14 protein-coding genes are annotated in these 22,045 nt (G+C 64.4%); 5 read left to right on the forward strand and 9 right to left on the reverse strand.

Going from position 1 to position 22,045, the window contains the following annotated elements; all coding sequences use genetic code 11:
- The coding region (locus AB5Y50_RS17630) for a type I secretion C-terminal target domain-containing protein (protein WP_368163129.1) at nucleotides 1-7,575 on the forward strand (7,575 nt) is incomplete at its 5' end.
- A gap of 316 nt (nucleotides 7,576-7,891) precedes the next feature.
- Here AB5Y50_RS17630 and glpC read toward each other — a convergent pair.
- The 5 genes from glpC to AB5Y50_RS17655 all read right to left on the reverse strand — a co-directional run bounded on the left by glpC (nucleotide 7,892) and on the right by AB5Y50_RS17655 (nucleotide 12,908).
- Nucleotides 7,892-9,094, reverse strand: a complete 1,203-nt coding sequence (gene glpC / locus AB5Y50_RS17635) for an anaerobic glycerol-3-phosphate dehydrogenase subunit GlpC (protein WP_010674925.1) — start codon at nucleotides 9,092-9,094, stop codon at nucleotides 7,892-7,894.
- A 51-nt stretch (nucleotides 9,095-9,145) separates the two neighbouring features.
- Nucleotides 9,146-9,283 carry a hypothetical protein gene (locus AB5Y50_RS17640; protein ID WP_155418824.1) on the reverse strand — a complete coding sequence of 46 codons (138 nt, stop codon included), beginning with the start codon at nucleotides 9,281-9,283 and terminating at the stop codon, nucleotides 9,146-9,148.
- A gap of 1 nt (nucleotide 9,284) precedes the next feature.
- Nucleotides 9,285-10,562: a glycerol-3-phosphate dehydrogenase subunit GlpB gene (gene glpB / locus AB5Y50_RS17645; protein WP_010674924.1), complete on the reverse strand. Its 1,278-nt coding sequence runs from the start codon at nucleotides 10,560-10,562 to the stop codon at nucleotides 9,285-9,287.
- Nucleotides 10,552-12,231 (reverse strand): anaerobic glycerol-3-phosphate dehydrogenase subunit A, encoded by a 1,680-nt coding sequence (gene glpA, locus AB5Y50_RS17650; protein WP_010674923.1) that lies wholly within the window; start codon nucleotides 12,229-12,231, stop codon nucleotides 10,552-10,554. The genes glpB and glpA overlap by 11 nt, the downstream gene beginning before the upstream one ends.
- 221 nt (nucleotides 12,232-12,452) lie before the next feature.
- Nucleotides 12,453-12,908 (reverse strand): YchJ family protein, encoded by a 456-nt coding sequence (locus AB5Y50_RS17655; RefSeq protein WP_080560511.1) that lies wholly within the window; start codon nucleotides 12,906-12,908, stop codon nucleotides 12,453-12,455.
- Between the two features lie 128 nt (nucleotides 12,909-13,036).
- On the opposite strand from AB5Y50_RS17655, the gene AB5Y50_RS17660 reads away from it, so the two are divergent.
- The 4 genes from AB5Y50_RS17660 (at nucleotide 13,037) to AB5Y50_RS17675 (ending at nucleotide 18,266) form a co-directional block, all read left to right on the forward strand.
- Nucleotides 13,037-14,704, forward strand: coding sequence for a methyl-accepting chemotaxis protein (locus AB5Y50_RS17660; RefSeq protein WP_010674921.1), 1,668 nt, complete (start codon nucleotides 13,037-13,039; stop codon nucleotides 14,702-14,704).
- A gap of 104 nt (nucleotides 14,705-14,808) precedes the next feature.
- Nucleotides 14,809-16,020, forward strand: a complete 1,212-nt coding sequence (locus AB5Y50_RS17665) for an ROK family transcriptional regulator (protein WP_029314606.1) — start codon at nucleotides 14,809-14,811, stop codon at nucleotides 16,018-16,020.
- Nucleotides 16,017-17,600, forward strand: coding sequence for a sensor histidine kinase (locus tag AB5Y50_RS17670; protein WP_052815431.1), 1,584 nt, complete (start codon nucleotides 16,017-16,019; stop codon nucleotides 17,598-17,600). The genes AB5Y50_RS17665 and AB5Y50_RS17670 overlap by 4 nt, the downstream gene beginning before the upstream one ends.
- Nucleotides 17,601-18,266: a response regulator gene (locus tag AB5Y50_RS17675; protein ID WP_052815430.1), complete on the forward strand. Its 666-nt coding sequence runs from the start codon at nucleotides 17,601-17,603 to the stop codon at nucleotides 18,264-18,266.
- A gap of 138 nt (nucleotides 18,267-18,404) precedes the next feature.
- Here AB5Y50_RS17675 and AB5Y50_RS17680 read toward each other — a convergent pair whose 3' ends face one another.
- The 4 genes from AB5Y50_RS17680 to tnpA all read right to left on the reverse strand — a co-directional run.
- Nucleotides 18,405-19,934, reverse strand: coding sequence for a tripartite tricarboxylate transporter permease (locus AB5Y50_RS17680; RefSeq protein WP_053288415.1), 1,530 nt, complete (start codon nucleotides 19,932-19,934; stop codon nucleotides 18,405-18,407).
- 9 nt (nucleotides 19,935-19,943) lie between these two features.
- The gene (locus AB5Y50_RS17685) at nucleotides 19,944-20,405 is read right to left on the reverse strand and encodes a tripartite tricarboxylate transporter TctB family protein (RefSeq protein ID WP_052815428.1); all 462 of its coding nucleotides are present in this window, start codon (nucleotides 20,403-20,405) and stop codon (nucleotides 19,944-19,946) included.
- 57 nt (nucleotides 20,406-20,462) lie between these two features.
- Nucleotides 20,463-21,428 (reverse strand): tripartite tricarboxylate transporter substrate binding protein, encoded by a 966-nt coding sequence (locus AB5Y50_RS17690; RefSeq protein WP_052815427.1) that lies wholly within the window; start codon nucleotides 21,426-21,428, stop codon nucleotides 20,463-20,465.
- 328 nt (nucleotides 21,429-21,756) lie between these two features.
- Nucleotides 21,757-22,045, reverse strand: a 289-nt coding sequence (gene tnpA, locus AB5Y50_RS17695) for an IS200/IS605-like element ISAs26 family transposase (protein ID WP_368163133.1), incomplete at its 5' end; no start/stop codon positions are given.

Below are 22,045 nucleotides of genomic sequence, written 5' to 3' on the forward strand. Positions count from 1 at the left end.
CTGACCGGCACTGGCCACTTCCAGGTCAATGCGGGTTCGGATCGGGTGAGCGAGGTGTCGTTTGCCGACATCAGCGAGCAGCCGGCCCTGACCGCGTTGGGCCAGAGCGTCAAATACGAGCTGGTCGACGGCGATGCCAGCATCCCGGGCAATCAGGTGCTGAAAGGCTATGTGGAAGTCAATGGCCAGCGCGTCGAGGTGCTTCAGGTCGAACTGGTGGGCAAGCTGGACAACGCCGCCAGCAACGGTTTTGACTACAAGGTGACCCTGTTTGAGGGGGTTCACCAGAGCGGCAACACCGCGACCGACCTGCCGTTCAAGCTCAACATCGTCGACAGCGACAAGGGCAGCGGCAACAACGACAGCGCCACGGGCACCCTCAACATTCGCATTTCGGAAGGGGCCAACCCGACCCTCACCCTGACCGGCGTGACCCTGAGCGAGGGGCGCTTCGACGGTGCCGCCAACAACCAGACCGGCGATGATCAGCATGCCACCGGCACCCTGACCATTAGGGCGGACTCCGATCCCGTGGTGGACGTGCGGCTGACCCTCTCGGGCCAAGTTGTGGATGGGAGTGGCAAGGCCATCACCCACAACGGTGAGACCCTCACCTGGCAAGAGGTGGCGGGCAGCAACGGCCACAGCTTCCAGGCAGTGACTGCGAGCGGCACCCTGGTGCTGACGGTGACCCTGCCGAGCGTGCCGGGGCGCATCGAAGCCCACACCCAGGCAACCCTCGATTACCAGGTGACGGTACACACCAACCTGGATCACGGGGCTGACGACAAGCTCAACCTGAGCCTGCCGGTCAAGGTGACCGACAGCGACGGCAGTGTGATCACCGGCAGCACCACGGCGGTGATCACCGATGCGGCGGATCCCGTGATCACCGCCATCGAGGGGGTGACCGTCAAGGAGTCGGACCTCAACGGGGGCAGTGGCCAGCATGGGGGTACCAGCCCGTCAGGCACGGGAGAGGTTGCCATCGGCCAGGTGACGATCGCCGCCGGGAGTGACCGGGTGGTTTCCCTGCAACTGGATGTAGCCCGCTTCAACGCCCTCAATACCCTGACGTCGGGGGGCAAGGCGGTCACCATTGGGGCAGACAGCCAGCCGGGTGTCTACCTTGGCAAGGACAGCGCAGGCAAGCTCATCTTCAAGCTGACCCTGGATGTGTCCGGCCGCTACACCTTCGAGCTGACCGGCAATCTGGATCACAGCGTCCAGGGCAAGGATCTGCTGGATATCCAGCTGCCGTTGCAGGCACGGGACAGTGACGGGGATCTGAGTGCCGAAGTGATCGGCCATGTGAGCGTGCAGGATGACGTACCCGTGGCCGTGGACGCGAGCAAGACCCTGAATGAAGGGGCGAAAGTGACCGGCGATCTGCTGGCCACTGCCAGCGAGGGGGCGGACGATGCGGTGGTGAGATCGGTGACCATCAATGGCACCGAGCACCCCATCGCCGCCAGCGGCAACACCAGCATTGCAGTCACCGACAGCACGGGACAAGTGATCGGCACCCTGGTGATCAGTGCCGAGGGCAACTACAGCTTCACGGCGACATCCGGCGTTAATCACAGCAACAATACCCTGGTGCAGACCATCGACTTCCACCTGGTGGACGGGGATGGGGACACCGATGACGGTGTCTTGACCCTGACCATATGGGACGAGGCGGGCAAGCTCACCGTGAGCGCAGTCACCGGCGCCGAGGATGCGGGGGCCAGTGATCCCACTCATGGCATCCCCATCACCATGGCCCTGGACATCGGCGACTACGATCGGGGCGAGTTCGTCGAGAAATTGCTGATCCAGGCGCCGGCCAATGCTCACGGCACCTTCTATTTCAACGGCGTCGCACTGACCACCATCACCCAGGGGGGCAAGACCTGGTATGAGGTGCCGCCCGCGGCCATGGTGGCGGTGGCCAACACCGATGACAAGTTCCAGCTCACCGGTGTCACTTTTGTGCCGAACCACGACTACTCGAGCTACAACAACGGAGGTGCTGCGCTGCGCTTCCCGGTGCAGTTGCAGGTGGGGGTCACCGAGGGGAGCAAGCCCCCGGTGCTGACCGGCAATCTGGACATCACGGTGCAGGGCATTGCCGACAAACCCCTGTGGGATGCGGGCAGCACGCACCAGCACTACACCACGGACGAGGACAGCAGCGGCATCGCCCTCAACGTCAAGGCGGGTCTCACCGATACGGACGGCTCCGAGACCCTGAGCTACCAGATCAAATGGGCGTCCGGCCAGGGCACGCTGACCCTGAACGGCAAGGTGCTCACCCCGGGGGCGAACGGCCTCTATGCGGTGGCCGGTGGCGACATCAACAAGGTGACGGTGGTGCCCGGCAAGGACTACAGCGGTGACATCAAGCTCATTGTGACCCCGGTCAGCACCGAGAAGACCCCGGTGGTGACCGGCAAGGAGACGGCCCTCGGCGATCCGCTGGAGGTGATTGTCAACGTGAACCCGCTGGCGGACGACGCCAAGCTGACGGTGCGCGAGATCCAGGGTAAGGAAGATACCCTGATCGATCTGGGCAGCAAGATTGGGCTCGCCCATCTGGGAGACACCACAGATGGCTCCGAGCAGCTGTTCGTGCGCATCAGCGGCCTGCCCGCCGGTGCCACCCTGCTGCTGGGTGGGGTGGCGGTCACCCTGGATGCCAACGGCTATTACGAGGTGCCCTATGACCGCATCAATGACCTCAAGCTGCTGCCGCCCAAAAACAGCAACGTCGATTTCGATCTCACCATCAAGGGGGTGGTGAAGGACACCGCCATCCTGACCGATGCCAGCGGCCAGACCCACACCGTGGTGAACGAGAAGGAGACCGGCAGCCAGAGCCTGCACGTGGATCTGGTGGGGGTGGTGGATGAACCCCATTTCGATCTCAATACCACCGACTGGACCCAGGATGGCAACGGCTACAGCATCACCATCCAAGAGGATGGCCGGGCACCGCTGGACTTCAAGCTCACCTCGGGGGAGTGGACGGATACCCCGCTCGATCACTCGGAAACCCTCAACCTGGTGCTGGAAGGGCTGCCGGAAGGGGCCAAGGTATTCGACGGCAGTGGCAAGGAGCTGACCCTGACCTTCGCCGGGCTCGATGGCAAGGGCAATCCTCTCTATCAGGTGGATGTGACCAGCCTTGGCAACCTGCAGATCCAGCCACCCCCCAACAGCACCGCCGATCTGCACCTGGTCGGCCACGTGGTGGTGACCGAAAATGACGGCGACCACAAGAGTTTCGACGTGCCCCTCACCATCAAGGTGGAGCCGGCCATCGACGCCACCGACTATGCCAAGACCAGCCATGGCCTGGAGGATCAGTTCACCGTCCTCGACTGGCAGCCTGACCTGACCGACGGCGCCGAGAAGGTGACCCACCTCAGCCTTTCCGGTATCGAACCCGGGTATGAAGTCTGGATCCGCGTGGGTGGGGTCGAGACCCAGCTGACCGTGAGCGGCGGCGCCGTGGACTTGAGCGACGCCGAGCTGCAAAGCCTGCTCGGCGGTGGCCAGCTGCTGGTGAAAGGGCCCGAAGACAGCGACAGGGACACCACCCTCCAGAGCCATGTCACGGTGACACAAGTGGATGTGGACTCCAGCGCCACTGCCCAGAAGGTGATCGACGGCACCTTGCATGTGGATATCCAGGCGGTGGTGGAGCCTGATGGCAACCTGGTGCAGACTGGTCAGCTGGAGAGCCCGGACGGGCACGACATCCCGCTGGACGGCGTCTTCGTGTTCGAGGATCTGGACCCCAGCAGCGATGAGGTCATCGACTACCTGGTGATCAGCGATCTGCCCCCCGGCTTCGTGGTGGTGGGCGGCATCAACGATGGCAAGGGCAACTGGACGGTGCCCCACGACGCCCTCGGCAGCTACGCCTTGCGCTCGCCGGATGGCTTCACCGGCACCGTCACCTTCAAGGTGAGCGCCAGGGTGGTCGACCTTGGTGACAACAACGAGGGGGATGTGAGCGCCCCGGCCTATCGGGAGATCACCGCAAGCGCCGACTTCCATGGCGCGACCCACTCGGGTCAGGTGGCCGCCGATGTCGATTTTGACAACAGTACCCCCATCACCGGGGTGGAGGATCACGGCGTCAACTTCGGCAGCCAGCTCAAGCAGATGGTGACCCTGGGCACGGCGGACATCGGGGACGACGAGCTCAGCATCGTCATCACTGGTCTCCCTCCGGGCGTCAACGTACAGGGGCTCACCTATGACTTCGTCAACGGCGAGTACCTCATCAAGTTGCCGGGCGGCCTCGATGATCTCGACCGCCTGACCCTGACCCTGCCGCAAGACTATGCCGGTGACGGCCTGCACTTCAATGTGCGCCTGGTCAACACCGACACCGTGAGCGGTGACACCAAGATGGTGGAGAAGGACGTCACCCTCTCCATCACCCCGGAGGTGGACATCAACGGCGGGGCGGACGGCCTGCCCGAGCTGCAACTGAACGTGAAGGACGTAAACGGCGACGGCCAGCCTGACAACCTGGAAGACACCGACATTCATCTCGATCTCTCGGTCAAGCTCGCCGACATCAGCCCCTCGGTGGCCGATGGCGGTCTCGAGACCGTGGAGCAGGTGGTCGTGACCGTGGATCCCCAATATGGTCACTTCCTCGACAAGAACGGCCAGCCGGTTTCCACCCTCACGGTGAACGACCCGGCGGATCTCAAGGATCTGGTGTTCGTGCCCAAAGAACACTTCAGCGGCAAGGTGCCGCTGGCGGTGACGGTGGATATTCTCGATACCGCCACCACGGGCCCGGATCGGGGGAGCTGGAGCGGCAACGTGAGCTTCGAGGTGCTGCCGGTGAACGATCCGGCCAACCTCACGGTCCAGAACGTCACGGGCCAGGAAGATGGCAGCGTGAGCCTGGGGGGGCTGGGGGCCAGCCTCATCGACAACGATGGCTCCGAGCAGATCGTCGGGCTGCAGATCAAGGGGGTACCGGATGGCTTCACCCTGTCCGCCCCGGCGGTTAACAACGGCGGCGGGGTGTGGCAGGTGCCTGTGGGCACCGACTTCTCCAAGCTGACCCTGATCCCGCCTGCGGACTTCAGCGGCACCGTGAGTCTGACCCTGAGCGCCTTCACCCTGGACAAGGGGCTGACCCTGCCCCTTGAAACCAGTGCGGGCTTCACCGTCACCGTCAATCCGGTGGGGGATGCGGTCATCACCGACATGCAGGAGCAGGCGAGCGGCACCGAAGGGGATGTGATCACCCTGAACCTGGGGGTGGAGACCCGGGATACCCAGGCTACCGGCGGCAATGCCGGCAATGTGCACGAGAACGGGCCCGAGCAGGTGCGCGTCACCCTGGAAGGGGTGCCGGACGGGGCAGAAATCCGCCTGCCGAGCGGCGTGAGCGGTACCGTGGTGGATCTCGGCGGTGGCCGCTGGCAGATCACCACGGACGGCGGCAAGCTCGACGCGGTGGAGCTCGTGACCAACGACGCCAACGGCGCCATGGCGATCAAGGTGACGGCCCAGAGCCTGGACAACGGCGCCCTCGGCCCCGAAGTGAACGGCACCATCCATCTCGATGTGAGCCCGGTCAACGACGCCCCCGTCAACGTGCTGCCCGATGATCCCCAGGTGGCACAGGAGGACGAGCCGTTCGTCATCCAGGGTCTGCAGGTCAAGGACGTGGATGCGGGCAACGGCATCATGGAAGTGCGCCTCTCGGTGGAGCACGGCACCCTGACCCTGCCGGCCGGGAGCGGCGTGACCCTGACCGGCAACGGTACCGGCGATGTGGTGCTGACCGGCACCCTGGCGGATCTCAATGCCCTGCTCTCGGGCGGCGTCACCTATCAGGGCGACCCGGACTTCCATGGCAATGACGCCTTGACCATGGTGACGGACGATCGGGGCAATACCGGCAGCGGTGGCGCCCTGAGTGACACCGATGTGCTGCCCATCCTGGTACAACCGGTCAACGATGCCCCCGTCAACCAGCTGCCGACGACGCCCCAGGTGGCGCAGGAAGATCAGCCCTTCACCATTCACGGGCTGCAGGTGAGCGATGTGGATGCGGGCAACAGCCCCCTCTCTGTCACCCTCTCCGTGCTGCACGGCACCCTGGAACTGGTGGCGGGCAGTGGCGTGACGGTGAGCGGCAGCGGCAGCAACACCCTGGTGCTGAGCGGTTCCCAGGATGCCATCAATGCCTTGCTCGCAGGGGGCGTGACCTATCAGGGCGAGCAGGACTTCAATGGCCAGGATGCCCTGACCATGGTGACCAATGATCTTGGCAACACCGGCAGCGGTGGCCCCCTGAGCGATACCGACGTGCTGCCCATCGAGGTCGAGCCAGTCAATGATGCCCCTGTCACCCAGGTGCCGGGCTCATTGCAGGTGAAAGAGGATGGCTCCCTGTCGCTCACCGGGATCAGCGTGAAGGACGTGGATGCTGGCAGTGCGCCCATCTCCATGGTGCTGCGGGTGGAGCACGGTGTGCTGACCCTGCTGGGGGCGGCAGGCGCCGTCTCGGTGCAGGGGGCGGGGACCAGCGTGGTGACCCTGGTCGGGTCGCTCGATGATCTCAACGGTCTGTTGGCAGGCAACCTGCACTACGAGCCAGCCAGGGACTTCTGGGGTCAGGACAACCTGAGCATCACCACCTCGGATCAGGGCAATACCGGTGCCGGTGGCGTCATGACCGACAGCGCCCAGATTGCCATCCAGGTGACGGCCGAGCCGGACGATCCCCAATTGGGGGTCGGCACCCACGATATCCTTGCGTTGCAAGGGGCCTGGGTGCCGCTCAACCTCAGCGCCAGCGTGGTCAATCCGGCCCCGGGTGAGCTGTCGGTGCGGATCCAGAACCTCGGCAGCGCCCAGGTGGTGGACGAGCACGGCCAGAGCGTCGGCCACGCGGATGGCAACGACTGGTTGCTGCCGATGGACCAGTCCGTGCCCATCTACCTCAAGGATCTGCCGGCGGGGGATCATGCCCTCACCCTGAGTGCCGAATCCAGCCTGGGTGGCGGCACCCTGAGCTCGGCCACGGAGACCATCACCATCCACAGCCAGAGCGGTCACGATCTGCTGGGCTCGGATCAGGGGGACTGGCTGTTCGGCTCCTCCGGCAATGATCGCCTCCTGGGCGGCATGGGAGATGATGTGCTGCGGGGCGGTCAGGGCAATGACATCCTGACCGGTGGCGCCGGCAGCGATCTCTTCGTGTGGGGCAGTGGTGACGAGGGGACGACGGCCTCTCCGGCGATAGACACCATCACCGACTTCCGTCCCCAGGAGGGGGACAGGATCGATCTGGCGGACCTGCTCAAGGGGGTGACCGACAACAGCGTGGATGGCCTGCTGGGTCATCTCCAGGCATCGGTGACCAGCACCGGCAATGGCCTGAGTGACGTGAGCCTGTCGGTCTCCCCGGCGGGGGATGGCAATGTCACCCAGCAGATCACCCTGAAGGACGTGGATCTGAGTAGCTGGAACCTGAGCGGCTCCTCCTCTCACGACATCCTGCAATCCATGCTGGATCAGCACAGCCTGATCATCCAGCACCCCTGATGGGGTGAGATGATGCAAAGAGCCGGCGAATGCCGGCTCTTTTTTTGGCTGAATATGCTGGCTTGATATTTCCCGGTGGTGGTAATGGGAGGTGGATTTTAACGGGGTGGGTGTTGTTGCTGCTTTTCACTGTGTGGGTAGTTCAAACAACCAAAGGAATTCGCCGCCCGGGCCTCCCATCGGGCTGCCCGGGCGGCGTCAGGGCCTTGCCGCGCCGATCCCGGTCAATGCCGGCCAGAGGGGGCGCAGGCATTGACCGGGGCGTGTCGCTTCCAAGCCGGTGCCCGTGATGATGGGCGGACCGGGGGGATGGCGGTCAGGCCAGCGCCCGTGCCAGCAGGTGCACCGGGTGTTCGCAGCGAAACGCCGTGCTCATCTCGATCTGCCACTTGCAGGTCTCGCAGTCGGTGATGACCAGATCGGGCTTGAGCCGGTTTATCTGATCGAACAGCCCCTGGCCGATGGCCTGGCTGGTGTCGTAGTTCTCGGACTTGAAGCCGTAGGTGCCAGCGATGCCGCAGCACTGGGAGTCCAGCACCGTCACCTTGACGCCGGGGATGGCCCGCAGCAGCTCGAGGGTGTAGATGACGCCCCCCATCTTCTCCAGGTGGCAGGGGGTGTGGTAGGCGATGTGCAGATTGAGGGGCTTCATGGCCGGTTTGTTGCCCCGATCGAACTCGTTCCACAGGAAGCGGGTCACCAGGGAGATGCGATCCCGCACCTTGTGGTTGTCCTGCTCCAGCAGGTGGGGATATTCGTCCCGCAGGGTGAAGCCGCAGGTGGAGGAGGTGGCCAGCAGCGGCATCTCGTTGCCGAGCAGGGTGTTCTCCAGTTGCTGGATATTGAAGGCCGCCTGCTGCCTGGCCTTGTCCATGAAGCCGTTGGCAATCAGCGGCACGCCGCAGCACTTCTCTCGCGCAAGCAGCTGGACACCGATGTTCATGGCATTGAGCACCTGCACCAGCTCCTTGCCGAGTTGCGGGTGGTTGTAGTTCACATAGCAACCGTGGAAGTAGGCGATCTGGCGCGCAAAGCGGGCCTGAGTCGTTTTCTGCTTCTTGTACCAGCCGCGGAAGGTGCCTTGTGAATATTTGGGCAAGTCCCGGTGGGAGGAGACCCCCAGCGCCTTGTCCAGCACCTGCTTCATCGGCTTGAGGCCGGTGGTGAAGTTGACCACCGGGGCCATCAGGGTGGACATGCTGCCCATCAGATCCGTGTGGGAGAGCACGAACTCGCGGATCCCCGGTTTGAAGCCGCTGTACTGGTGCTTGGCCTTGGCGATGATGTCGCCGATGCGCACCCCGCTCGGGCAAGCCACTTCGCAGCGCTTGCAGTTGGTGCAGTACTTGAGGGCGCTGTCAAAGAGCTCGGGGCTCTTGATGCGCAGCCGCTCCCCATCCGGGCCCGCCTGCTTGGGGCCGGGGTAGGCCGGGTTGGCCTTGGCCACCGGGCAGTAGGCGGTACAGACGGTGCATTTGATGCACTGATCGAAAGTCTGGTTGGCATGATCCAGTAGCATGTCAGTTCTCCTCCCGTTGGGTGTGAAGGCACGGGATATGGGGCGAAATCATCATTGGGCTGAACTCAAAATGTGACCGGCGGCCTGCCAGCCGGTGGCGACAGCGACACCTGAGCCAGAGCCCCCCTTGGATTGGGCATCGTCGTGGGCCAGCACGCCGTGTCGTTGGAGTGGGAATATGTGATTCATCTCAGCCCTCCGCCAGAATATGGCCAGCGGCTTGCCAGCCGGTGGCAACGGCCACGCCGGAGCCGGAACCTTCTTTAATGGGGTCATAGTGCGCCAGCACGCTGCCGGCGCCGTAAAGGTTGGTGAGGGGTCTGCCGCCGCGCAGCACCCGCAGCCGCTCGTCGGTCTTGACCCCGAAGCCCATGAAGGGGTGGTGGTCGAACAGGCGGCGGCCGGCCCAGGCGTCGCGCTCGGCAAGGCTCAGTACGTCGGCATCGAAGATGGGTTCACGAATGCCCCCGAGGCGCGACTCCAGCCCGCGGCTGAAGAAGCTGCCGGAGGCGAGCACGAAGTGGTCCGCCTCGAACAGCTGATCCTCCCCGTGCTGGCTGTGCACCCCGATCACCTTGTCGCCGTCATAGCGGGCGCCCAGCACCCGCTCGCTGGTGAGGAAGGTGCCGCCAAGGGCCATGAAGCGGCGCTTGAGGGCCTCCTGCATCCGCATGCCGATGAGGGACGGCGGCATGGTGGCCACCTCCTTGATGGTGCAGCCGGTGCGCCGTTCCAGCTCGCTCAGACGCGGGCCGACCAGCCCCAGCGACAGGCAGGCGGGCAGCACGATATGGCGACAGCCGGGCACACCGCATCCCTGCACCATGCGGCTGATCTCGCGGGCCAGATCCGCCAGCAGGTCCTGCTGGTCAGGCCCCTGCTTGTCGAACAGGCGGGCGATGTCGGCGGAGCGAAACTCGTGGGGATTGCGGCTGAACTGGGCGAGCTGGGGCAGGCGAATTTCCCCGGTCAGGATGCGGCTGTGGGCAAAACGGGCGTGGGTCGCGAGATTCGCCGCCGCGAGCGCCGGGTGAAAATCGCGAAATCCCTCCAGGGTGGCGAGCAGGATGGCGTCCGGAGCGGGGGCATCGGTCATGCAGGCGCAAGTGTCGGGGGAGAGCCAGGTGGCTTTGAGGGTGCCGATGGGGGTCAGCCGCTGGTGGTTGTGTTCCTGGCGCATCAAGGGTAGCCCTTCTTCTGCGCAGTGGCGTTGCAGGTCGGCCAGACTCCCCTCGATATTCTGCATCCCCACCTTGCTGTAAGGGTGATCCGGATGGGCCGCCATGAAGGCGGGCAGGGCGGCGCGGGGATCCCCGTCGCTCTCCAGCAGATCCACCGAGCCGGAGGAGAAGTGCAGGGCGCTCTGGCCGGAGGCCATCAGCAGGGTCTTCTGGCCGGCCTCGGCGAGGCGCAGGGCTGCGGAGAGGCCCGCCATGCCGCCGCCGATCACGATGCTGTCAAATTTCATGGCTGCGCTCCTTGGTGTAATTGGCGGTGCTGGCATCGAGCGGGAAGGGGGGCTCGCTCACCAGGTGGGGGGCCGTCCACTCACCAAGGCCGAACAGCCCCTCGTAGATCCAGTAGGTAAATTCGGCTTCGCGCAGGGCATCGCCCCAGAGCACGGGCCGGGTACCCTTGTAGCGCTCCTCCAGGAACTGGCGCAGCATGACGCAGGCCTGACGACCGTCCGCCTTGCCGTACTCCTGCATCAGGCCGGCGGCGCGATAGGCGCACAGCTCCCCCTGACAGGGGCCCATACCCAGGCGGGTGCGGCGGCGCAAGTCCACCAGGTTGTCCACGTCGAGCTCCCGCAGGGCATATTCAATCTCGCCCGCGGTCACCATCTCGCACTCGCAGATGAGGGCGTTGGCCTTGGGGTTGTCGCGGAAAAAGGCGATGACCCGCTCGCCGTGGCGGTACTGGGCCGAGCCTTCGGCGGGTACCGAGAGACCGGGGGCGGAGACCTTCTCCGGATCCCGCGAGCCGGGCAGGCTCAGCTCGGCGGTGCGGCAGGGCTTGCTGTTGCCAAGCTTTTTGGCAAGCAAGTCGGTGGCCCATTCGGCCATCAGCCGGTAGGTCATCAGCTTGCCGCCTGTGATGGTGTTGAAACCCTGGAGGCCGTCACGTTCGGCGTGATCCAGCAGCACTATGCCGCGGCTGATGTTGCGGCCGGACTCGTCGCCATCCACTGCCACCAGGGGGCGAACGCCGGCGTAGGCGCGCAGCAATCGGGTGCGGGCCATGATGGGGGCCAGTTTTATCCCCTCGCGCAGCAGCACCTCCACCTCTTCGGGCTCGACGCTGAGCTGGTCAATCTTGTGGTAGTCGATGCGACTCGACGTGGTGCCGATGAGGGAGATGGTATCGCCCGGCACCAGGATGTCCGCGTCCGCCGGTTTGCGGCAGCGGTTGAGCACCAGCTGGTTGAGGCGGTAATCCATGATGAGCAGGGAACCCTTGGCAGGGAACATGCGGATGCCGAGGTCGGCATACTCGCAGATCTGCTGGCCCCAGATGCCGGCGGCGTTGATCACCTCCTGGCACTCCACCTCGAACGCTTCGCCGGTGCGGGTGTGGATGGCCTTGACCCCGTGCACCCTATCCTGGGTGCGAAGCAGCCCCAGCACCTTGCTGTGAGTGAAGATGCGGGCGCCGTGCTCTTTCGCGTCCAGCACGTTGGCAGCGGCCAGGCGGAAGGGGTCGACCGTGCCGTCCGGCACCTGGATGGCTCCGATCAGCGCCGGGTTGACGTTGGGTTCAAGGCGTAGCGCCTCGGCGGGATCCAGCTGGCGGGCGTCGATGCCCGCCAGGGCGCAGGCGTCCATGAAGGTATTTTGAAAATGGATGTCATCTTCCGGCAGGGTGATGAAGAGGCCGCCGGTGTCCTCGACGCAGTGGCTGGCGATCCGCTTGAGGATGCGGTTCTCCTGAATGCATTCGCGGGCGGACTCCTGATCCGTCACCGCGTAGCGGGCGCCGGAGTGGAGCAGGCCATGGTTGCGGCCCGTGGTGCCGGCGGCGATGTCGTCCCGCTCAAGCAGGATGCAGTCGATGCCGCGCAGCGCGCAATCGCGCATGATGCCGGCGCCGGTGGCGCCCCCCCCTATGATGACGACTTGTGTGGTGATTCTTTTCATTCGTGCCCGTCTCATCTCTTCCAGATGAGGCCAGTGTGGCGCCTCCACGACGTAAAATGTTTGATATGGGCCAAATTAATGTTCGTAAACGCTCATTAAATGTGAGGTGATGAGCGAAATGTGATGAACCTCACGTCACCGTCGAGGCGGGCAGGGGAAAGCATGACGGGAGGGGAGAAGGCCAGCCCGGGGGCTGGCCAGAGGGCGGCGTGGGGGAAACCTCAGCCGCAGCACTTCTTGAACTTCTTGCCGCTGCCACAGGGGCAGGGGTCGTTTCGCCCGACCCGCAGCGGCGCCGGATCCTGCTCGCCGTCGGTGTAGACCCAGCGCCCCTGATGGCGCACGAAGCGGGAGCGCTCATGAAGGCAGTAACGTTCGTCCCCCTCCAGGAACCAGGCTTTGAATTCCACCATGCCGAGGATGTCATCGGGGCCGCCCTGGCTGGCGAGGATCTCGAGGCCATCCCAGCGGGTGTCGGTCGATGAGAGGTCGGCCACGGTCAGCCCGTTCAGATAGTCCGGGTGCCAGCTGTGTACCAGATATTCTCCCAATCCCAGCACGAAGGCGCTGTAGCGGGATCGCATCAGCTGCTCCGGGGTGGCGGCGGGCTGGCCTGCGTGGAGTACACCGCAGCACTTGGCAAGAAAAAGAGAGGAACCGCAAGGACATAGGTTCATGAGTCAGCTCATCTGGTCGATAATTAAAGGTGGCGGGATTGTAGCGAACGCACTTCCCTTTCGGCCAGCTTCCCATGCCGTTTAGGCAGACATCATGCAGCAATGAACACAGCACAAAGGGTGACACAATGACACTTAAGCAGAAGATCCTGTTACTGGGGGCCATCCCCGTGCTGCTGATGGCCCTGGTGGTCAATCTCAGCAACTACCTGGTGGCCAGGAGCGATCTGGAGTCGGATTTGGTGGTGGCGCGGGAGAGGGCAATCAAGGAGCGCAAGGCGCTGCTCAGCAGTTATCTGATGCTGGCCAAGACGGCCATCGAGGGCAGCTACGGCAAGCCTGACAGTCCCGAAGTGCGCCAGCAGGTGAAGGAGATATTGCGGCCGCTGCGCTATGGCAGCGACGGCTACTTCTTCGTCTACGACTATCAGGGCAATACCGTGCTGCTGCCGACCCGGCCCGAGATGGAGGGGAAGAACCGCTGGCAGGACAAGGATACCAAGGGTGCCTTCCTCATTCAGGGGATCATCAAGTCGGCGCGGGAAGGAGATGGTTTCTCGGAGTACTGGACCAACAAGCCCTCTATCGGGCGGGATGCCCCCAAGCTCTCCTTCAACCTGGTGCTCGACAAATATCAGTGGGTCGTGGGCACGGGCTTCTACATCGATGACATCGACAACGAGCTGGCCACCCTGCGCAGCGAGCGGGAGGAGACCATGTATGGCTCCCTGAAAACCGGGGTGCTGTTCATCCTGGTGATCCTGGGGGTGACCCTGGCGGCCACCGTGGTGATCGGCAACCGGGTCACCCGTCCGCTGGCGGATGCGGTCGCCGCACTCAACGACATCGCCGACGGGGACGGGGATCTGACCCAGCGCCTCAAGGTGCAGAGCAAGGACGAGGTGGGGCAGCTGGCCGCCGCCTTCAACCGCTTCGTCGAGCGGATCCAGTCGGTGGTGAGCCAGGTGGGGGAGACCAGTCACCAGTTGCTGGGGGCCGTGGATCGGCTGCATAGCCTGAGCGAGCATGCGGACAGGCAGATGCAGGGCCACGGCAAGGAGACGGATCAGGTGGTGACCGCGGTGACCGAGATGAGCTCCACCGCCCAGGAGGTGGCGGCGAGCGCCTCCAACGCAGCCAGCGCCACCAGCGATGCGGCCCGCGAGTCCGATGCGGCCCGCGGCGTGGTGAACAGCGCCATCGGCAGCATCAACCGGCTGGTGGACGAAGTGCATGTGGCGGCCGGGGTCATCGAGCAGCTCGCCCATGAGACCGGCAAGATAGGCTCCGTGGTGGAGGTCATTCGCGGCATCGCCGATCAGACCAACCTGCTGGCTCTCAACGCCGCCATCGAGGCGGCCCGGGCGGGCGAGCAGGGGCGCGGCTTTGCGGTGGTGGCGGACGAGGTGCGATCCCTCGCGGGCCGTACCCAGCAGAGCACCAAGGAGATCAACGAGATGCTCCAGCGCCTGCAGGGCGGGGTGAAGCAGGCGGTGGAGGTGATGCAGGCCAGCGAGGCACGCAGCCAGGAGACGGTGCAGGAGGCGAGCCACATCGCCAGCTCCCTGGACAGCATGGTAGCGGCGGTCGGCACCATCAACGACATGAACATCCAGATCGCCACGGCCGCCGAGGAGCAGCACGCGGTCTCCGAGGAGATCAACAAGAACCTGGTGGCCATCCAGCAGATCGTCAGCGAGCTGACCGAGGCGTCCGGGGAGTCCAGCACCACCACCCGCGCCCTGGCAGGCACGGGTGACAAATTGCGCCAACTCGTCTCCCGCTTCCGTTACTAATCACATTTTTGCCGTCTGGACAGGATTTCCAGACGGCAAATTTGGGGATCGGCGCAGAATGTGTGAAAATCGCGCCATTCGTTCCTTTCGTTAGCCCCAACCCTATGAATGAGATCGTGAAAGGCAGTATCGATTTGATCCGTCAGCTCAACTACGGCCTGGTCTATGCCAGCCTGGAGGAGCACAAGGAGCTGTCCCGTACCGATCTGTCCCGTCTGACCGGCCTGTCGCCGGCCAGCATCACCAAGATCACCCGCGAGCTGCTGGACGGCGGCCTGGTGGTCACCTGCGGCGAGAGCTCGGTGGGGCGTGGCCGTCGCCAGACCCTGCTGCGCATCAACGAGCGCCGCTTCCAGTTTCTCTCCATGCGCCTGGGGCGCGGCTATGTGGACATGGCCCTGTTCGATCTCGCGGGTCACTCCCTGGCACGCCATCGCCATGTCTTCAACGAGGCGGAGCGTGCCGAGCTGCTGGCCAGCCTGGTGCGGGCCATCGAGGGCTTTTTGCCCAAGAAGGCGCTGCGTCTGGCCTGCATCGCCCTCTGCCTGCCCGGCCAGGTGGAGCGCCACTCCGGCATGGTCAAGCATTTTCCCTATTACGATCTGCGCAACTGGCCCCTCGGTCCCACCCTGCAGGAAGCCTTCTCGGTACCCGTGCTGGTGAGCGGCGACGTGCGCACCTGGATCCAGGCCGAGCGGGAGTGGGGCGCCGCCAGGAACTGCTCGGATGCGGTGCTGGTGTTCGTGCACAACGACATCGGGGTCGGCATGGTGGTCAATGGCCAGCTCATCGAGAGCGAGTCGGCTCTGCTCGGGGATCTCAGCCACCTGCAGCTCGAACCCTATGGCCAGCGCTGCTACTGCGGTGGCTTCGGCTGCGCCTGCACCCTCGTGACCAATCAGGCGCTGGAGGCGCAATATCGGGAGCTGCGCGAACGGATGCAGGAGTTCGATCTGCCCGAAAGCGTCACCATACGCGAGCTGTGCGAGCTGGCGCTGGCCGGCAACAGCCTGTGTCAGGACATCCTGCACCAGGCAGCAGGCCGCCTCTCCCGGGTGCTGGCGAACCTCATCTGCCTGCTCAATCCGGGCAAGCTGCTGCTCGGGGGGGAGATCACCCGGGCCGATCGACTGCTCTTCCCCATGTTGCACCAGTCCCTGGCAAGCCAGTTGCCCGCCGAGTACCTGGTGCGCCTGCAGATTGAATCCACCCACTTCTACGAAGATCCCACCAAACCCACCTCGGTGCAGGTGCACAAGGCCCTGCGCGATGGCAGTCTGCTGCTCGACTTGTTGCGAGGCGACAAGGAGGCATGAGGCTCGGGTTGCAAGGACGCTTCCTGCTCATTCTCTGTCTGGTCAGTCTGCTGCAACTGGTGTTGCTGAGCGGGGCCAGCTACTACTATGTCGCCGAGCAGCGCTACCGTGAGGTGGGGGATCAGGCCCTGGATGTGGCACGGCTGGTGGCGCGGGAGTCCGGCGTCATCGCCGGGGTGAAGCGGGCGGATACGGTCCGCCTCAATGCCCTGGTGGAGCGGATCCGCGCCGAGGTCGGGGCCAGCTACATCGTCATCGGGGACAGGCAGGCACGCCGCCTGGCGCACCCCAATGCGGACCGGATTGGCAAACCCATGGTGGGTGATGATCCCGAGCGTGCCCTGCAGGGGGAGGCCTATATCTCCAGGGCCCAGGGGTCCCTCGGGGTCTCGGTGCGCGGCAAGGGGCCCATCCGTGACGAGATGGGCAAGATCATCGGGGTGGTGTCGGTCGGCTATCTGGTGCGGGACATCGATGCGGATCTGCAGGACTATTTGCGCTTCGGCCTGGCCATGACCTTGCTCATCGTGCTGCTCAACAGTGTCGCCGCCGCCTGGCTGGCCCGGCGCTACAAGAAGGCGATTTTCGGCTTTGAACCCGAGCAGATGGGGCGTCTCTATGCGGAGCTAGACTGTACCCTGCGCACGGTGCGCGAGGGGATCCTCACCATCGACGAGCAAGGGCGCCTCACCTCTCTGAACCCCAACGGCATCAAGCTGCTGCGCCTGGACGACACCACTGCCCGGGCCGCTATTGGACAGCCCATCGGTCACCTGCTGCCGGGCAGTCGCATGCTCTCCATCCTGCAAGAGCAGACCCCCCAGTTTGACGAGGAGATCGTGCTCAACGGCCAGTCCCTCATCGTCAACCGGTTGCCGCTGGTGCGCGAGGGCAAGCTGATCGGCGCCGTGTCGAGCTTTCGGCGCAAGGACGAGCTGGCGGAACTCAGTGCCCAGCTCTCCCAGGTGCAGGCCTACAGCGATCTGCTGCGGGTGCAGACCCACGAGCACAACAACCAGCTTGGGACCATCGCTGGCCTCATTGAGCTCGGGGCCACCCGGGAGGCGCTCGCCTTCATCGGGCGGGAGGCGGCCACCGAGCAGACCCTGCTCGGCTTCCTGATGGGGGCCATCGCCAAACCCAAGGTGGCGGGGCTGCTGCTCGGCAAATACCACAGGGCCCACGAACTCGGTCTTGAGCTCGTGATCGATCCCGATGCCCGTCTGCACGACATTCCTGCCCGTGTCAGCGGTTCCCAGCTGGTAACGGTGCTGGGCAACCTCATCGACAACGCCTTCGAGGCGACCCGCCGCCACGGTGCGCCCTATCAGCCCATCCGGGTTTCCCTGAGCGATCTGGGGCAGGATCTGGTGCTGGAGGTGGAAGACGGGGCTGGCGGCATCGACCCGCAGTTGGCGGACAGGTTGTTCGAACAGGGGGTCAGTAGCAAGCCCGAGCCAGGACACGGTATCGGGCTCTCCCTGGTGCGCAAGACCCTGGATGCCCTGCAGGGGGAGATCACCATCGAAGCCACGACGCAGGGAAGTTGCGTCGTCTGTTACATTCCCAAGGAGGTGTAAGTGATCAAGATCCTGATCGTCGAGGATGATCCCGCCATTGCCGAGATCCACCGCCGCTTCGTGCAGCGCCTCGCCGGTTTCGAGGTGCTGGGGGTGGCGCTCACCCTGTTCGATGCCAGGGAGCAGATAGGGATCCTCAAACCCGATCTGGTGCTGCTGGATGTCTGGTTGCCCGATGGAGAGGGGTTCTCGCTATTGAGAGAGCTGCGCCAGGCGGGGGCGAGTCTGGATGTGATCCTGCTCACCGCGGCGCGGGAAGCCGCTGCCCTGCAGGAGGCGATGCGCCTCGGGGTGGTGGATTTCATTTTGAAGCCCGTGGTGTTCGAGCGGCTGCGCGACACCCTGGAGAAGTACCGTCAGAGCATCGCCGCCCTGGCGGCGTTGGCCGACATCGACCAGCAGGCGGTGGACACCCTGTTCGGTACGCCGTTGCAGCAGGTGGCGGCAGAGGGACTGCCCAAGGGCATCGATGCTCTCACCCTGCAGCGGGTGCTGACGGCCCTGACTCCGGAGGCCGCCAGTGCCGAGGAGATAGGCTGCCGGATAGGGGTGAGCCGGACCACGGCGCGCCGCTATCTGGAATTTCTGGTGGGGCAGCAACTGGCGAGCCCCGAGCTCGAATATGGCACCGTCGGGCGGCCGGAGCGGCGTTACCGCAAGCCGTGATCCGGTCGTCCGGAACCTGTCGTCCAGACAAGAAAAGAGCGCCTTTCGGCGCTCTTTTTGTCAGGATTTGCTTCCCGTGGGCATCAAGGTCTCTACGCGTGATGGGGCAGGGTTCAGAGGTGGCAGAGGCTCATCGATTCAGTGGCTGGTGGCAAGCTCCCCCTTGGGGGCCCGGCGAGCCTGCCACCACTGCCAGACGGGCAGCAGCAACATGGTCAGGGTGATCACCGTGAAGGCGAGGGTGATGGGGCGCTCCCACAGGAAGCTCAGGCTGCCGTCGTTGATCACCAGGGCCCGGCGCAGGTTGTCCTCCAGCATACCCCCCAGGATGAAACCGAGCAGCATGGGGGCCATGGGGAAGGTGAGCAGGCGCAGGCCGATGGCGATCAGTGCAACGATGGCCATCACATGGATGTCCATGGTGTTGAAGGAGACCAGATAGACCCCGGTCAGGGAGAACAGCAGCACCATGGGGATGAGCACGGGGCGCGGCACCGCCAGTACCCGGGCCAGGTAGGGGATGAGGGGGAGGTTCAGGATCAACAGCACCACGTTGCCCAGATACATGGAGATGATCACCGACCAGAAGACGTCCGGATGCTCCATGAACAGACGCGGGCCCGGCTGGATGCCGTAGGCCACCAGGGCGCCCAGGATGAGGGCCGTGGTGCCGGAGCCCGGGATCCCCAGGGTCAGCAGGGGCACGAAGGAGCCGGTGGAGGCGGCGTTGTTGGCCGCTTCCGGGGCGGCCAGACCGCGCAGGCTGCCCTTGCCGAACTGCTCCTGGCGCTGTTTGCCGGCGATGTTGCGCTCGGTGCCATAGGCCATGAAGGCGGCGATGGTGGCGCCGGCTCCCGGCAGCACGCCGATGAGAAAGCCCAGCACCGAGGAGCGGGCGATGGGGGGCGCTATCTCTCTGACCTCTTCCTTGCTGAGCTTGAGGCTGCCGAGCTGCTGCATCTGCCTGGCCTCTTCCTCGCTGTTGTCCTTGCCGGGGCGCAGCACCGCCATCAGGATCTCCGCGAGGGCAAAGGTGGCCATGGCCAGCAGCAGGAAGGAGAAGCCGTCACGCAGATCCGGCAACCCGAAGGTGAACCTGTCTACCCCGACGCTGCGGTCGATGCCGATGGTGGAGATCATGATGCCGAACAGCGCCATGATCAGCGCTTTGAGCACCTGCCCCTTGCCGGCAAAGGCTGCCACGGCGGAGAGGCCCAGCACCATGAGGGCGAAGTAGTCCGCCGACTGGAAGGAGAGGGAGACCTTGGCCAGCAGGGGCGCCGCCACCATCAGCATGATGGCGGAGAGGGTGCCGCCGGTGAAGGAGGCGTAGGCGGCGATGGCCAGCGCCTTGCCCGCCTGTCCCTTGCAGGCCAGGGGATAGCCGTCGAAGGCGGTGACCACGGTGGCGGAGCAGCCGGGGGCGTTGATCAGGATGGAGGAGGTGGAGCCCCCGAAGATGGCGCCGTAATAGACCCCCGCCATCAAGATGATGCCGGAGGAGGGATCCAGGCCATAGGTGATGGGGATCATCAGGGCGATGGCGGTGACCGGGCCAAGGCCCGGCAACATGCCGATAAAGGTGCCGATGAAGCAGCCAAGCACCACCATCATCAGGTTGACCGGCAGCAGTGCAGTGCCGAGTCCTTGCAAGATTCCGTCTAACATGGTGACTCCTTAGAAACCGAGCAGGGTGAACAGGCGACCCGGCTCCAGATAGACGTTGAGCCCCTTGGTGAGCAGGGCCCAGAAACCGATGGAGAAGGGGACGCTGATCATCAGGCCGTAGCGCAGACTGGGCTCACCGAGCACCCGGATGCCCACACTCAGGAAGGCGATGGTCGAGAGCACGAAGCCAAACCAGGTGAGCCCCAATCCGTAAATGACCATGAGCCCGAGCAGGATGAAGACCCGGCGCCAGTCTCCCTCTTCCCGGCGCAGGGGCTCGCCCCCGGGGAAGAGCACCAGCAGCAGGGAGAGCAGCGTCCCGATCCCTGCCAGGGCATAGGGCAGGGTACTGGCGGTGAAGGGTTCGTATTCGTCGCCGGGGTAGCCCGGTATCTCGGTGGCGTAGTAGCCATAGGTGAGGGAGAGCAGCAGAAACAGCAGGCCCCCCAGTCGCTCCTTGGTGATGTTCATCTCTTGACTCCAACATGGGCGGCGGGCCTGCGCCCGCCTGCGATGTGACAACGAGGGTTACTTGATGAAGCCGAGCTCGCGCATCAGGCCGCCGATCTGCTGCTCCTGGCCGTCGAGGAAGGCGGTGAACTCGGGACCCGACTTGTAGAGGTTGGTCCAGCTGTTGCGGGTGCGGACCACTTCCCACTCCGGCTTGTCGTACATCTGCTTGAGCAGGGCGGCAAACTCGGCGGATTTCTCCGGGCTGATGGTGGGGGAGGCGAAGTAACCGCGCCAGTTGGCGAAGACGGTGGGGTTGTTCTGCTCGCTGAAGGTGGGGATCTGCTCCGCCCCCGGCAGGCGTTTGTCGGAAGTGACCCCGAGGATCCGCATCTGGCCTGACTTGACCGCTTCCATCGCCTCGCCAAAGCCGGTGGAGATGGCCTGGGTCTCTCCGGCCAGCACGGCGGCCATGGCGCTGCCGCCGGCATCGTAGGCGACGTAGCGCAGTTTGCTGGCGTCGGCGCCGGCATTCTTGAAGGTCAGGGCGGCGACCAGGTGATCCAGGCTGCCACGGGCGGAACCCCCGGCAATCTTCACCTTGGCCGGGTTCTCCTCGTAGGCGGCCAGCAGCTGGGCCCAGTTCTGATAGGGGGAGTCCGCCTTCACCGCCAGCGCCTGGTAGTCGGCGATGATGGCGGCCACCGGCGTCAGATCACGGAAGGACTGGGGCAGCTCCTTGGAGAGGGATTTGACGATGATGGGGGTGGAGTTGACCATCAGAGTCTTGTCGGACTGGGCCGAGGTCTCGATGAGGTGGGCGATGGCCTTGGCGCCGCCACCGGCGGACATGTTCTGGTAGGAGACGGTCTTGACCAGACCGGACTTGGCCAGCACTTCACCGGTGCCGCGGGCCGTGGTATCCCAGCCGCCGCCAGCGCCGCCCGGGATCAGGAAGTGGACTTCGTTGATCTGGGCGTGGGCGCCGACGCTCAGTGCGAGCAGACTACCGATCAGGGTACGCTTGAAGGTTCCTTGCAACATGGTGCTCTCCTTGTGATTGTTGCAAGAAGGTTAATTAATCATGTCTGACTGGAAAACAATCTGACCGTAATGGCTATTAAGGCTGTTGTGGCCATTGTGTTCATTCTGGTCATGGGCCGAAGAGGGGGGCGCGTATAGAAACGAGGCGCCCGTGAGCGCCTCGTCCGGCAAGGATCACTGGGTCGGTTTCGCCGCCGATGTGCTGATGTCCTCCTTCGCCTCCTGTTTCAGGGCATCGCTCGCCTGCTGGCGCAGAGCCACCTGCTCCATCTTAAATGCGAAAGGGGACTCCCTCCGACGTAGGTGGGAGAGGAATTTCGCCGGGGCGTCAGCCCCGCTGGTTTTGAATGTATTGCTTGATCACCTCTAACGGCGCACCGCCGCAAGAGCCCGCAAAGTAAGAGCGTGACCAGAGTACGGGTTTGCTGTAAGCACCTCTCAAGTCCAGAAATTCATTACGCAGTCGCCTTGATGTGACCGCCTTTAACGAGTTCACCAGTACCGATAGCTGCACTGTTGGGCCGTACTCTATCAGCATGTGAACATGATCAGCCTCTCCGTCACACTCTTTCAGTTCCGCACCAAAATCTCTGCAAACCTCTGCCGCACACTGACCG

This window comes from Aeromonas sp. s6 (assembly GCF_040907815.1).
Lineage (GTDB): Bacteria > Pseudomonadota > Gammaproteobacteria > Enterobacterales > Aeromonadaceae > Aeromonas > Aeromonas caviae.